The sequence below is a fragment of the Flagellimonas onchidii genome (assembly GCF_004804315.1).
GTDB lineage: Bacteria > Bacteroidota > Bacteroidia > Flavobacteriales > Flavobacteriaceae > Flagellimonas > Flagellimonas onchidii.
This window is the reverse complement of record NZ_SRXX01000006.1, coordinates 161,525-175,072: the sequence shown is the minus strand read 5'-3', so window position 1 is coordinate 175,072 and position 13,548 is coordinate 161,525. Positions and strand designations below refer to the sequence as shown.

The window sequence follows — 13,548 nt, the reverse complement described above, 5'->3', positions numbered from 1 at the left end:
GCCAACATTTAGTTTTTGATTTTATTCGGATTGAAGATGAGGAAATTGTTCCTTTTCACGATGTTGTGCCAATCAATTATTACCTACAGTCAAAACTACCCGGGAAAGAACATTGATTTACTTGTTGATAAGGAAATCAGGGTTTTGGAAAAGAGAGAAGGGTTACGGCGTTTTGGGTACAGAGGCTTTTATGAAAGCGATAGATTAACAAAGGTCTTCGCCTGTGACAAAACACTTCACACCGAATATTCTGCTCTTGTCGGGAAGGTGTTCAGGGTGTTGGCGGCAAGACCGAATAAAAATGCGATAGGTACCGAAAAACATATTTTGGAGATTGAGAATCCAGAAACTGGGAGGATATATTTTGATTACCATCCAGAATTCGAATACTCCTTTCCTTTTGAGGTGATAGGCGGGTTAACATTACCTGAAGAATTTTATTGCGGAAAAATCAAAACAACGCAAGATAAGTTCAATACTAAAACAAAAATGTATACTGCCTATTTGGATGGCATATCCTTTATGAAGATTACAGAGAATGATACATCAAAAACATACTTGTCTACAAAGGAAATAAGGTCAAAACGGAGTGTAGATGAAAAAGGATTGACCTTGCTACTGGATAATGGAATGGAAATTCAACGTCCAAATATAACTGTTGATGTCAAAACCAACACTATAGGTAACGGGTATGAATATTCCACATTAATAGAATTGACCAATGATGAAGTAAAAACAATCATTGAGAATAAAATAGTAAGAAGCAGGTTTCATGTTTATGAGGAAGTGGTAACAAGGGGAGAAGAATTAAGCAGACTCTTGAAGTGCATGACCTATTGATGAATATTACATATATAGAAATGAATAGTTTTTATGGTTCTATGGGATATAAACAATTTAATAACTCAAATACAAAACAATGGACTTACCAGAAGAATTACTTAACCTACTGCGGTCTAAAACAGATTTGACCGAAGCTGAATTGGAAAATATTGGAGAGAACAATTATTGGAGAATCGTTCAAGCATTAAGACAATTAAATGAAGGGCCAACCAGTGAAAACATAGAAGTGTTTTTTTCGGGCTTTTCACCTGATGAAGAACGGGAATTAACCCGAAAAGCCATTGAATCGGACTACCATGTTCCCAAAAAGATAACTAAAAACCTAACATTTCTGTGCTGTACCAAAAATGTGGAACCATCAGTTATATCTCAAGTACGGGGAAATGGGATATCATTAATAGATAAAGGAGGTTTTCTAAGGATTTTAGAGTTTGGAGATTTGCCCAAAATTCTAAAACGGTCAACATCATTAAAGTGAAAAATCCTAAACCGATACATTATCCTTTTTTAAAAGGAGGATAATTCCCAAACAGTGCTATTGAACATTTTACTTACCCTAATGTACCATAGTGGTGTCAACTTTTTTGACAGAGGTACATAAATGAAAAAACTCCGGTAATCAGCCGGAGTTTATTCATCAATCAAAAAACGAACAGTCATGATAAACTGTTGTAGGATTACAAATTACAACTTTCTTGCCAAAAAACAAATTTAAGGTTTGTTTAACTGTAATTTGTGCGGATAATCTTATGATTATCCCAAATAAGTCTTTAAAATCTTGCTTCTAGAGGTATGTTTCAACCTTCTGATAGCTTTTTCCTTTATTTGGCGAACACGCTCTCTTGTTAGGTCGAATGTTTCACCAATTTCTTCCAAAGTCATGGAATGTTGACCAGCCAATCCGAAGTATAGACGAATAACGTCAGCTTCTCTTGGAGTCAAAGTTTCCAATGCACGTTCTATTTCGGTACGCAATGACTCATGCAACAATTCTTTGTCAGGATTTGGAGATTCCCCACTACGCAATACGTCGTAAAGGTTGGAATCTTCACCATCAATCAGGGGAGCGTCCATGGATACATGGCGACCTGAATTCTTCAAAGATTGTTTTACATCTTCAACTGTCATGTCCAATTCCTTGGCAATTTCCTCCGCAGAAGGTATACGCTCATGCGCCTGCTCCAAGAAAGCAAAGGTCTTGTTGATTTTGTTGATGGAACCAATCTTGTTCAACGGTAAACGAACAATACGTGATTGCTCTGCCAATGCCTGAAGAATAGATTGACGAATCCACCAAACGGCGTACGAAATAAATTTAAATCCACGGGTTTCATCAAAACGTTGTGCCGCTTTGATCAATCCCAGGTTTCCCTCATTAATCAAATCAGGAAGGGTCAATCCTTGGTTTTGATACTGTTTGGCAACAGAAACCACGAATCTGAGGTTGGCTTTAGTTAATTTTTCCAAGGCTATCTGGTCTCCCGCTTTGATTCGCTGGGCCAATTCTACCTCTTCATCGGCAGTGATCAAATCCACTTTACCGATTTCCTGTAAATATTTGTCCAACGATGCGGTTTCCCTATTGGTAACCTGTTTTGTAATCTTTAACTGTCTCATTTATATCCCTTCAAATTAAATTTGTGAACCGAAGCTCATTAAGTTATACGTAGGAAAACCCAAAAAGTTACATTTTCCTATAAATTATTTGATTTTTTGTTGTAAAAAAGGCTCCAAGCAATGCCTGGAGCCCTTAATTATCAATATGTTGACTATATTTTAGTCTCTTCTTGGTTTTCTATCGCGATTACCACCCCTACGGTCGTTGTTTCTGCGATCTCCACCTCGATCATTTCTTGGTGGGCGCTCTTTATAGCCTTCAGGTTTTGGTAAAAGTGCTTTTCTGGAAACCTTCTCCTTTCTAGTTCTTGGATCCAATCCAAAGTATTTTACATCAAAAACATCTCCCATGTTCACTACATCGGATACATTTTCGGTGCGTTCCCAAGCCAACTCGGAAACGTGGAGTAAAACTTCGTTACCTGGAGCTTCGTTATATTCCACAACAGCACCAAAGTCCAGCATTTTAATGACTTTTACTTCATAAACGCTGCCAACTTCTGGTTTGAACATTACTGCATCGATTTTGGCGATTACCGCATCGATACCCGCTTGGTCAGTTCCCAAGATTTCCACAATACCTTCTTCGGTGTCAGGATCTTCGTTGATAACAATGGTAGTGTTGGTCTCTTTTTGCAATTCTTGGATGACTTTTCCACCTGAACCGATAACCGCACCAATGTATTCTCCAGGAATAATTTTGGTAACAATTTTTGGAGCGTATGACTTCACCTCTGCGTTAGGAGCAGCAATAGTGTCGGTCAATTTCTCAAGGATATGAAGTCTTCCATCTTTGGCTTGCATCAAAGCTTTTACCAAGATTTCATAAGAAAGTCCTTTTACCTTGATATCCATTTGGCAAGCAGTGATACCGTCAGAAGTACCGGTTACTTTAAAGTCCATGTCTCCCAAGTGATCTTCATCACCTAGAATATCGGAAAGAACTGCATATTTTCCTGAATCAGCATCGGAAATTAATCCCATAGCAATACCAGAAACTGGTTTTTTCAACTGTACACCAGCATCCATCAAGGCCATAGTACCAGAACAAACTGTTGCCATGGAAGACGATCCGTTGGACTCCAATACCTCAGATACCACACGTACAGTATAAGGACAATCTTCAGGAACCATCCCTTTTAATGCACGTTGTGCCAAGTTTCCGTGCCCTACTTCTCTACGTGAAGTACCACGAATTGGTCTAGCTTCTCCTGTTGAGAAAGGAGGGAAGTTATAGTGCAAATAGAAAGTCTCTTCACCTTCGTAAGATGGCATGTCTATCTGGTTAGCTTCTCTAGATGTTCCTAAAGTAACTGTTGCCAAAGCTTGCGTTTCACCTCTCGTAAAGATGGAAGAACCGTGAACGGAGGGTAAATAATCGATTTCACACCAGATAGGTCTGATTTCATCCGTTTTACGTCCATCTAAACGAAGACCTTCTTCCAAAGTAAGGTTTCGAACGGCTTCTTTTTCGGCTTTGTAGAAATATTTTGAGACAAGGCCTCCAATTTCTTCCAATTCCTCTTCAGAAAATGTTGCTTTTACTTCTTCTTTAATCGCCTCAAAAGCTGCACTTCGTTCATGCTTCGCAGAACCAGCTTTAGCAATAGCATATACTTTATCATAAGTTAAATCGTGAACTTTCTTTTCAAGTTCTTCATCTTCAACTTCGGGCTCGTACTCACGTACTTCTTTCTTCCCGAAAGCTTCAGCCAATTTAAGCTGTGCTTCACACTGTACTTTAATGGCTTCGTGTGCAAATTTGATGGCCTCTACCATTTCCTCTTCAGAAATCTCGTCCATTTCACCCTCAACCATCATCACAGAATCTGCAGAAGCACCGATAACCATATCAATGTCCGATTCTTTAAGTTGAGCTCTTGTTGGGTTGATGATCAATTCACCATTGATTCGACCAACACGAACTTCAGAAATGGCACATTCAAAAGGGAAATCTGAAAGTTGGATTGCGGCAGAAGCGGCAAGTCCGGCCATCGCATCCGGCATAACGTCCTCATCATGGGACATTAATTGAATCATTACCTGTGTTTCGGCATGATAATCTTTAGGAAATAAAGGTCTTAAAACCCTATCTACCAAACGCATGGTCAGTACTTCACCATCACTTGGTCTTGCTTCACGTTTGAAAAATCCACCAGGATAACGCCCAGCGGCAGCAAATTTTTCGCGATAATCTACCGTAAGGGGTAAAAAATCAACATCGCTTTGTTTGTAATTTGAGACAACAGTACACAGTAGCATACACTTGCCCGATTGAACAACAACAGAACCGTGGGCCTGCTTTGCCAATTTTCCGGTTTCAATAGAGATTTCTCTACCGTCACCAAGGTCAATGACCTCTTTAAAAGTTTTTGGAATCATAAAAGTTAGTCTTACCCACAATAATGGTGTGGGTCGTTAAACATTTGGTCTACCGCCTTCCGGACGGTCGGGTTGTGTTGTTGTTGAGTGTGCCGATGGCACTGACCAATGAAAAACTGTTTGCAGCTTTTTGTGTTTGCCCAACCTATAAATTGGGACTTGACTGCCAAAACTATGTTTGGCAAAATAAAAGGGGAAGCCAAGCCTCCCCTCTATTTTTATTTTCTAATACCTAGTTCTTTTATTAACTCACGGTATTTTACAATATCTTTTTTCTTTAGGTAATCCAACAAACTACGTCTTTTACCTACCAATTTCACCAAAGAACGCTCAGTAGCAAAATCTTTATGGTTCTTTTTAAGGTGTTGTGTCAAGTGGTTGATACGGTGTGTGAACAATGCGATTTGCCCTTCCGTAGAACCGGTGTTGCTCTCAGAGCCGCCGTGTTTCTTGAAAATTTCGGCCTTTACTTCTTTAGTTAAATACATTCCAATATTTATTTAAATGATTTTTATGTATTGATTGTCTTTCAATCAGCGTGCAAAGATAATCTCTTTTTTTTAATGAACTTATTTAAACTTCTTCAATTTGCTAAAAAATCATTGTTTTCGCCTCTGTTTTTGTCTTTTTCTCTTTCCGTAGCCCAGCTATGCAACTCAAAAAAGTCTTCAACAGAAACAAAAACCTCTCATTTTCACTTAAACATAAAAAGTTTAAATGAGTTCAATGAAAAATTTTTGGACATGGATTAAACCTTTTGGTTTTGAAATGGTCAAAGCACCAAACCCTAAAATTTAATCATTATGAAAAAGAATCTTAAGCAGATCAGTTTTATCAAAACCACCTCCCTTTTTCTTGGAACCATTCTTTTGCTGGCAACTTCTTGTAGCAAGGAAGAAGAATCAGCGGAAGAGCCTTCCAGCATTGAAGTGATTACTTCAACAGAATTACAATATAGTGACGAAACCGAAATGATTTCGGAAGAGGTTACTGCGATTGCAGAGGACGTGTATGCTTCAGATGAGATATCTTTTGTTTCCAAAATTCCACATAGGTCTGATTTTCTTCCCGATTGCGTTACCATAACTACGGTTGTTACAGATACCACCAAAGAAAAAACAATCGATTTTGGCGAAGGATGTGAATTGCCCAATGGAAATGTGTTAAGCGGAATTATCAATTTGAGCTACGCAACGGATATGGAAGCTGCAACCAAGACATTGGAACTGAACTTGGAGAATTTCACATTTAACGGTGTTGCTATTGAGGGAAGCGCCGATATTCTTCGAGAGCGCTCCAATGAGAACGAGAACCCGCAATCAACGGCCAATGCATCTTTTGCGGCTACATGGCCTGAAGGGGATACGGCTTCCTTTGAAGGAACCCGAACAAGAGAATGGATAGAAGGCTACGGTTCTGGCTTTTGGGGAGATAATGTTTTCTTGATTACTGGAAAAAGAACCTATGTTGGTCGTGAAGGCAATGTATTTGTTAAAGAGGTTGTTACCCCTTTGCGTAGAGAAATGGCTTGTAGATTTATTGTAAGTGGGGTTTTGGAAATCTCCAGAAACGACAATACAGCGAGTTTGGATTTTGGTGATGGTACTTGTGATGCCAAGGGCATTCTAACCCAGCCAGATGGTACAGAAAAGGAAATTTTCTTGAGACGTTTTAAAAAGTAACGATTTGGAACGTAGAAAAGAAAAAGCCCCGATTTCGGGGCTTTTTTTATGCTCTTAATGGTTGATTGGTAATCAAATCGATATACTGATTGATTTTTTTCTTCAAATCCCTTCGGTGGGAGATAAAATCCAAAAACCCATGTTCCTTTAAAAACTCTGAGGTTTGGAAACCTTCTGGAAGATCTTTTCCAACAGTATCTTTAACCACACGCGGACCTGCAAAACCTATTAATGCACCTGGTTCGGCAATATTGATATCACCTAGCATGGCATAAGAGGCGGTCGTTCCACCTGTTGTCGGATCTGTGCAAAGCGAAATGTACGGAATCTTAGCCTCTGCCAACTGAGCGAGTTTGGCAGAAGTCTTGGCCAATTGCATCAATGATAAAGCAGCTTCCATCATTCTTGCTCCCCCTGATTTTGAAATCATCAAAAAGGGAACCTTCTTCTTTTTGGCCACATCGATAGCTCGTGAAATCTTTTCACCGACAACACTTCCCATGGATCCGCCGATAAAGCTGAAATCCATACAGGCTATCACCAATTCCTTGCCCATCGATTTGCCCACTGCAGTACGCACGGCATCTTTGAGTTTGGTCTTTTGCTGTGCAGCTTTGAGCCTTTCAGAATATTTTTTGGTATCCACGAATTTAAGGGGGTCTTTCGCTGACAATTTTTCATCCAATTCCTTGAATTTATTGTCATCAAAAAGAATCTCGAAATATTCTTTGCTTCCAATTCTTACGTGATAATCGTTCTCTGGACTTACATAAAAATTTTTGGCTAAATCTTCTGACTCAACGATTTTCCCGGTGGGGGATTTATACCAGAGGCCTTTGGGAGTGTCCTTTTTTTCCTCGGTAGCAGTTTGTATTCCTTTTTCCTTTCTTTTAAACCAAGACGACATGGAATCAAATATATTAGGTTAAACCGTTGCTATAGCTTTATAGCGTATTCATATTGTTTAGGTCTTCGAATGCCTTTTTCAACCTATCTACAAACGTTTTTTCTCCTTCACGGAGCCAAACACGAGGGTCGTAGAATTTTTTGTTAGGTTGATCATCACCTTCAGGATTTCCAATTTGAGCTTGAAGATAAGCAGATTTTTCCTGAACGTAATCCCTCACACCAGTAAGGAAAGCATATTGTAAATCTGTGTCGATGTTCATTTTAATAACACCGTATCCGATGGATTCTCTAATTTCTTCTAAAGAAGAGCCGGACCCGCCATGGAAAACAAAGTCAATATGATTGTGCTCTACCCCATACTTCTCCGCTATAAACTCTTGGGAGTTTTTCAAGATTTTTGGGGTCAAGGTAACATTTCCGGGTTTGTATACACCATGAACATTACCAAAAGCTGCAGCAACGGTAAATCTGTGGCTTACTTTTGATAATTCTTCGTAGGCATAAGCAACTTCTTCTGGTTGCGTGTATAGTTTGGAACTGTCAATATCAGTATTGTCAACACCATCTTCTTCACCTCCAGTAACGCCAAGCTCAATTTCCAAGGTCATGTTCATTTTGCTCATGCGCTCCAAATAGCTTTTGCAGATTTCAATGTTTTCCTCAATAGGTTCTTCAGACAAGTCGATCATATGAGAACTGAACAAAGATTTTCCGGTAGCTGCAAAGTGTTCTTCACTGGCATCTAAAAGTCCGTCAACCCAAGGCAATAATTTTTTTGCACAGTGATCAGTGTGCAGAATTACGGTTGCCCCATAAGCCTCGGCAAGTTGATGTACGTGCTTAGCTCCAGCAACAGCTCCTTGAATAGCCGCTTTTTGGCCCTCATTGGACAATCCTTTTCCAGCATTGAACTGAGCTCCACCATTGGAGAACTGAATAATGACAGGAGAATTTATGGAGGCGGCAGTTTCCAATACAGAATTTATAGTGTTGGATCCGATAACATTTACCGCTGGAAGCGCGTAGCCGTTTTCCTTTGCATGTTTAAAGATTGCTTGGACTTCATCGCCAGTTGCAACGCCTGGCTTAATGTTGTGGGACATGTTGAGTCGATTTTTGGTTAAAATAAGCTACAAAAGTAATAAAATATTTGCTCTAGAAAGGATAATTTATACCGATGTTAAATGCGGCATTTTTAAAGTTATACTGCCTGAACCAACGTTTGGAAGCTTCCTCGGCGGGATTATAGGTTTTAAAACCAATGTCAAGCCTAAAAACAAAATAGCTGAAATCGTATCGTATACCAAAGCCGGTTCCCAACGCCAAATCTGATAACGAATTGAACCCGCTGAAGATGGCATCTGGATTATCTTCATTGTCAAAAACATTCCAAATATTACCAGCGTCAGCAAAAAGAGCGCCTTTGACATCACCCGCAACCGGAAAACGGTATTCCAGATTTAGGGCGAGTTTTAAGTTAGCTTCATTAAAATCGTTGATGTTACTGGTTCTTCCCGGCCCAAGTTCGTAAGGATTCCAAGCTCTATTGTCATTGGCACCCCCTGCAAAATAACTACGAACGAAGGGAATGCTTTCAGAGTTGCCATAAGGAATGGCGAGACCAAAGAAGCTGCGAAAAGCAAAAACTTTTGAATTTGAAACTTCCCAATGCCGTATAAAATCGATTTCTGTTTTAAAGTATTGGGAAAAGGGTACACTAAAAACCAGTAGTTGATCTTTGTCGTTCTTATTGTAGGGAACAACACCTTCCAACAGAGAAAGTAGATTGCCCGCACTTTCCAATTTCATTCGAAATTGGTAGAAATCATTATCGTTAATATCAACCTTACTGTTTTTTGTGAAAGTATAATTACTGGTGAATATGAGATTGTTTTCAGTTAAGCGCCGTCTTCGTTCCTCAATACTGTTTACTTCACTGAGTTGTTCTGGAGTAACTGGAATTTCATTGTTCAGTATTGCTCGGACCAAGGAATCAGCACCAGTTGGAACAATCAATTGTAAAGGATCTTCATCATTATCGATTGTTCTATAAAAAGAGGCGTATTGCGGGTCATTTTGAAATTCATCTGCAATGTTGTCCAAATTGCTGAACGTATTTTGATATACGTTGTAGAAATTATCAGGATTTACGTTCCTTACAAATTCTACATTTAACAACTCGATGTTATGGCGCAGGCTGGTAGAGGGAGACCAATTATAGGAAAGTATAGAATTGAAGGACTGCTTGTCTAGGCCAATATTTTTTTGAAAATTGGTTCCAACCAAAAACCGACTTTGAGGAAGCATGTAATATGGAATTATCTTTTCGGTATTAAAAGGAAACCAAATTCTGGGAAACGTTATGTTTATATCACCGCCTATTTCAGAGGTAAATGTTCCGCTGGACAGAGTAGGGGTTCGACTCTTAAGTAAACCTACGGACCCCCTTGCAGAAATGTTTAAAGTTTCTGCTCCACCAAAAACGTTTCGGGTTATGACCGTTGCCCCAAATGTTGTGCCGACTTGTTGAATATTGGAATGTGTTACATCAAAGTCTAGGTTCAATGAGAATTTTGGGCGTGGTGCAAGGTATATGTTGGAAGTCAACATTGCTTCCTCCGATTCAGGAATAAACTCAATATTTGGATATCTAAAGGTATTGAGGTTAGTAATTTGCCTATAAGTTCTAATCCTATCCAAGTCGCGATAAATACTATCTTTTTCAAAAAAAATGGCATTGGTAAGTGCCTTGGGCTTGTATTTCAGCTCATTATTGAAATAAATGGTATAGTTTTCAAAATCCACAGATTTTAAAGAATCTGTGCTTCCTCCAATAAGATAATCAGCATAGATATTGACTTTTTTAAAGCGATGGATTTTATAGGAATCACCAAAGGCATTACTATTGTCCCCATTCCTTGGTTTTTGAACGTTGAGTTGAACGCTCATTTTTTGATCATCCGCAGTTTTGGTTGTATCTCTTAAAATGTCATAGTTAACGGAGCTTTCCTGAAAATTGTACACCCCAGTGTTTCTAAACAAAGTGGTTAAGCGTTCGCGTTCCAAGGTAAAATTGGCAAGGTCAAACTGATCTCCATCTTTAACAAAGGATTTGTCAAACGCACTGTCGTAGATAGAATCTAGTTCAGGCGAGCTTATGTTTTTTTGAAGGGTATCAATGTAAAATGGTTTGTTGAGTGTAATTTGATATTCAATCTCCGCTCTCTTTTTTCGCTTTCCTTTAATGATATCGTAGGTGCCCGAATTGTTGAAATAACCTTTGCTGTTATAAAATGCCTCTAACCTATCTACCGATTTTTGGGTTTTCGAAGTGTCTATGATAACTGGAGCTTCACCGACTCTCTTTAAAAAGGTACTGGCACCCTTTACCATAAAAGATTCCCGAAGTCTGTTCACTTGTTTTTGGGAAAGGAGATTGTTAAGTCTTTTTTCTCTTTTTTCCTTTCGGTGCAACCAATCTTGAAACGAAGAATCAGGATTTTCTTTGGCAAGATTATACAAATTCAATCGAAGCGGATATCCTAGTAAGGTGCTGTTGGGTTTTTGGGAAATTAAGCTGCGTATTTCACTGTTGGTTACCTTGGTGCTATCCGCATAAATGGAGTTTTTTGTGAGTAGAAATTCACCATCATCTACTTTTTTGAGGGTATTACAGGCCGCCATGGTCAGTATAAGCAACAATAATCTTACTTTTGCCCAGTTGTGCCATAGACCTGAAAATGTCCTCATAGAAGCCAAAAATACACGATTTAGATGGTTACCAAAAACCAAATTAAACTAGTTAAGAGCTTACAGCAAAAAAAGTACCGAAGTCAACATAAACTGTTTGTGGTGGAGGGAAAAAAAGTTGTTGAAGAACTTCTGGAATCAGGATTGAAACCTTATAAATTGTTTGTTGAAGATGAAAAACATATTGATTATGAGGGGGTTGAATTGATTTCAAGTGCTGAATTGAGACAAATGAGCAGTCTAAGTACCCCAAATGGGGTTTTAGGAGTATTTTATATGGCGGACACGATGCCTGTTGACCATAATGGTTGGGTGGTGGCACTTGATTCCGTTCGTGACCCTGGAAATTTGGGGACAATTATTAGGCTTTGTGACTGGTTTGGAATCAAGCATTTGATTTGTTCTTTGGATACCGTAGACTGTTACAATCCAAAGGTGCTTCAAGCAACCATGGGGTCCATAACCCGTGTAAATGTGGTTTATACAAACCTCATGGAATATTTTGAGAAATCAGAATGTACCATTTATGGCACTTTTATGGATGGGCAATCGGTTTACGACCAAAAAATACAAAAAAACGGAATTTTGGTCATGGGAAATGAAGCCAATGGGATATCTAAAGAAGTTGAAGCTACCATTGACCAACGTACATCCATTCCACAATATGGCCAACAAACTACGGAAAGTTTGAACGTAGCAACAGCCACTGCAATTTTATTGGGAGAAATTAGAAGAAGGGAGTGAGTTCCTTATTGCAATTCACTTTGTAAAATGGGTTGCATTTGCGGATGTCCTTCGTCCGTATCTTTATACTTTTCCTTTTCTTTCTTTAAAGCAACCTTCATTTCCGAAATAATTTCGGCATATTTTGGGTCATTTATGGCATTGTGAAGTTCTTTGGGGTCTTCTTCTAGATCATAAAATTCCCAAGCAGGTTGGGTAGCGGTTGTGTCGCTACCATATATTTTCAATCCTTGACCATAAAACAGCGCCAACTTGTAACGCTTGTTTCTAATACCAAAATGAGCTGGTCTATCCGGATGGTGTAACCAATACCTGTAATACATTTGTTCTCTCCAATCGTTTGGCGAGTTGCCCTTCAGGTTTTCCCTAAAACTTCTACCTTGAATATAATCTTGAGGAGGTAAACCGGCATAATCTGCCAACAATGCGGCAAAATCGATATTTAGGATGATGTCGTCCAATCGTTTACCTTTCATGGTTTCCTTTGGATATCGAATAACAAAAGGCATACGAAGGCTTTCTTCATAGATCAACCGTTTGTCAAAAAAGCCATGTTCTCCCAAAAAGTAACCTTGGTCCGCAGTATAAATCACAATGGTGTTGTCTGCAACTCCTTCTTCTTCTAGGTAATCAAGCAGTTTTCCAATATTATCATCGATTGCGGCTCCACAACGAATAAAATCTTTTGTCAATTTTTGAAAGATTTTGCTCCTTTTTTGAATACTGTCCAATCCATCTAAAGGGTAAGGTAGACCTGGGTAAGAAGTCCAAAAATTCTCTGGGTCTTCGGTAGCTTTTTGCCATCGAATACCCAAATTCTCCAATTTTTGCCCTTTAAATGTTCTTCCAGTGGTTTCTTTTCCAAAATCGTACAAGGATTCGGGCTCGGGAATTTCTACATCTTTTAGATAGTCGTTATAACGCTCTGGATATTCAAATGGCTCATGGGTTGCTTTAAAACTGCAAACCATCATAAAGGGTTGGTCTTTTTGTCTTTTTTTCAAATGCTCAATGGTCAAATCTGTGATTATATCCGTGGAAAAACCTTCATGGGTAACTCCTTCTTCCCTTTTAATATACCCATCTTGCCAGTTTTCCTTGACTTTGAATACGGGATTCCAGTATTCGCCTTGACCTGGGAGTACTTTAAAATAATCAAAACCTTCGGGTTGTTTGTCCAAATGCCACTTTCCAATTATTGCGGTTTGATAACCTGCCTCACCAAGAGACTTGGCTATATTGGGGTGTCCTTCAGGTAAAGATTCCCTGAGTGTATATACCTGATTCAAATGACTGTACTGGCCTGTCAATATAGCAGCTCTACTTGGGCTACAAATGGAGTTGGTACAAAAGGCATTGTCAAGTACAACGCCTTCACTTGCCAATCTTTGAATGTTTTCGTTTTTTACAAAATCCTTCAAATTTCCTCCATATATTCCCCAAGACTGAGAAGTATGATCATCGGATAGGATAAACAAAATATTAGGTCGTTCTTCCTTTTGAGAATGGCATCCAACTAAAAAAAGCAGTAGGGGAATAAGTAAATATCGCATACACAAGTTTTTATGAAATTAGTAAACCTATTTCATTTAAAAAACTCAATCGACAAACGACGTTTCTT

11 protein-coding genes are annotated in these 13,548 nt (G+C 38.9%); 4 read left to right on the top strand and 7 right to left on the bottom strand.

Features of this window, described 5'->3' with window-relative positions; translation table 11 throughout:
- Nucleotides 1–36 precede the first annotated feature (36 nt).
- A complete protein-coding gene (locus E4661_RS08525; RefSeq protein ID WP_136466410.1) occupies nt 37–840 on the top strand; it encodes a hypothetical protein in 804 nt (267 codons plus the stop codon).
- A gap of 79 nt (nt 841–919) precedes the next feature.
- Complete coding sequence (locus E4661_RS08520) at nt 920–1,321, top strand: hypothetical protein (protein ID WP_136466409.1); 402 nt, start codon at nt 920–922, stop codon at nt 1,319–1,321.
- A 275-nt stretch (nt 1,322–1,596) separates the two neighbouring features.
- Here the strand turns inward: E4661_RS08520 and E4661_RS08515 are convergent, their stop codons facing one another.
- From E4661_RS08515 to rpsO, 3 genes are all read right to left on the bottom strand, one after another.
- Nucleotides 1,597–2,460: a sigma-70 family RNA polymerase sigma factor gene (locus tag E4661_RS08515; RefSeq protein WP_094997794.1), complete on the bottom strand. Its 864-nt coding sequence runs from the start codon at nt 2,458–2,460 to the stop codon at nt 1,597–1,599.
- Nucleotides 2,461–2,619: 159 nt separating this feature from the next.
- Nucleotides 2,620–4,842 carry a polyribonucleotide nucleotidyltransferase gene (locus E4661_RS08510; RefSeq protein ID WP_136466408.1) on the bottom strand — a complete coding sequence of 741 codons (2,223 nt, stop codon included), beginning with the start codon at nt 4,840–4,842 and terminating at the stop codon, nt 2,620–2,622.
- 218 nt (nt 4,843–5,060) lie between these two features.
- On the bottom strand, nt 5,061–5,330 hold the full coding sequence (rpsO, locus tag E4661_RS08505; RefSeq protein WP_136466407.1) for a 30S ribosomal protein S15: 270 nt from the start codon (nt 5,328–5,330) through the stop codon (nt 5,061–5,063).
- 315 nt (nt 5,331–5,645) lie between these two features.
- Here rpsO and E4661_RS08500 point away from each other — a divergent pair, with 315 nt between their 5' ends.
- Nucleotides 5,646–6,524 (top strand): hypothetical protein, encoded by an 879-nt coding sequence (locus tag E4661_RS08500; protein ID WP_136466406.1) that lies wholly within the window; start codon nt 5,646–5,648, stop codon nt 6,522–6,524.
- Between the two features lie 46 nt (nt 6,525–6,570).
- Here the strand turns inward: E4661_RS08500 and accD are convergent, their stop codons facing one another.
- Genes accD through tamL form a run of 3 tightly spaced genes read right to left on the bottom strand, consistent with a single transcriptional unit; the run spans nt 6,571 to nt 11,183 of the window.
- Nucleotides 6,571–7,431, bottom strand: a complete 861-nt coding sequence (gene accD / locus E4661_RS08495) for an acetyl-CoA carboxylase, carboxyltransferase subunit beta (protein WP_136466405.1) — start codon at nt 7,429–7,431, stop codon at nt 6,571–6,573.
- Nucleotides 7,432–7,468: 37 nt separating this feature from the next.
- Entirely contained in the window at nt 7,469–8,536 is a 1,068-nt protein-coding gene (gene fbaA, locus E4661_RS08490) for a class II fructose-bisphosphate aldolase (protein WP_136466404.1), read from the bottom strand.
- Nucleotides 8,537–8,588: 52 nt separating this feature from the next.
- Complete coding sequence (gene tamL / locus E4661_RS08485) at nt 8,589–11,183, bottom strand: translocation and assembly module lipoprotein TamL (RefSeq protein WP_136466403.1); 2,595 nt, start codon at nt 11,181–11,183, stop codon at nt 8,589–8,591.
- Nucleotides 11,184–11,207: 24 nt separating this feature from the next.
- Between tamL and E4661_RS08480 the strand changes: the two genes are divergently transcribed.
- Nucleotides 11,208–11,927, top strand: coding sequence for a TrmH family RNA methyltransferase (locus E4661_RS08480; RefSeq protein ID WP_136466402.1), 720 nt, complete (start codon nt 11,208–11,210; stop codon nt 11,925–11,927).
- 5 nt (nt 11,928–11,932) lie between these two features.
- Here E4661_RS08480 and E4661_RS08475 read toward each other — a convergent pair whose 3' ends face one another.
- A complete protein-coding gene (locus E4661_RS08475; RefSeq protein WP_136466401.1) occupies nt 11,933–13,480 on the bottom strand; it encodes a sulfatase family protein in 1,548 nt (515 codons plus the stop codon).
- Between the last annotated feature and the right edge of the window lie 68 nt (nt 13,481–13,548).

What these genes read in the sequence shown, in the direction of transcription:
- accD (WP_136466405.1), bottom strand. Translation starts at nt 7,431, where the DNA reads ATGTCGTCTTGGTTTAAAAGAAAGGAAAAAGGAATACAAACTGCTACC.
- E4661_RS08520 (WP_136466409.1), top strand. Translation starts at nt 920, where the DNA reads ATGGACTTACCAGAAGAATTACTTAACCTACTGCGGTCTAAAACAGAT.
- E4661_RS08500 (WP_136466406.1), top strand. Translation starts at nt 5,646, where the DNA reads ATGAAAAAGAATCTTAAGCAGATCAGTTTTATCAAAACCACCTCCCTT.
- rpsO (WP_136466407.1), bottom strand. Translation starts at nt 5,330, where the DNA reads ATGTATTTAACTAAAGAAGTAAAGGCCGAAATTTTCAAGAAACACGGC.
- E4661_RS08515 (WP_094997794.1), bottom strand. Translation starts at nt 2,460, where the DNA reads ATGAGACAGTTAAAGATTACAAAACAGGTTACCAATAGGGAAACCGCA.
- E4661_RS08475 (WP_136466401.1), bottom strand. Translation starts at nt 13,480, where the DNA reads ATGCGATATTTACTTATTCCCCTACTGCTTTTTTTAGTTGGATGCCAT.
- tamL (WP_136466403.1), bottom strand. Translation starts at nt 11,183, where the DNA reads ATGAGGACATTTTCAGGTCTATGGCACAACTGGGCAAAAGTAAGATTA.
- E4661_RS08480 (WP_136466402.1), top strand. Translation starts at nt 11,208, where the DNA reads ATGGTTACCAAAAACCAAATTAAACTAGTTAAGAGCTTACAGCAAAAA.
- fbaA (WP_136466404.1), bottom strand. Translation starts at nt 8,536, where the DNA reads ATGTCCCACAACATTAAGCCAGGCGTTGCAACTGGCGATGAAGTCCAA.
- E4661_RS08510 (WP_136466408.1), bottom strand. Translation starts at nt 4,842, where the DNA reads ATGATTCCAAAAACTTTTAAAGAGGTCATTGACCTTGGTGACGGTAGA.
- E4661_RS08525 (WP_136466410.1), top strand. Translation starts at nt 37, where the DNA reads ATGAGGAAATTGTTCCTTTTCACGATGTTGTGCCAATCAATTATTACC.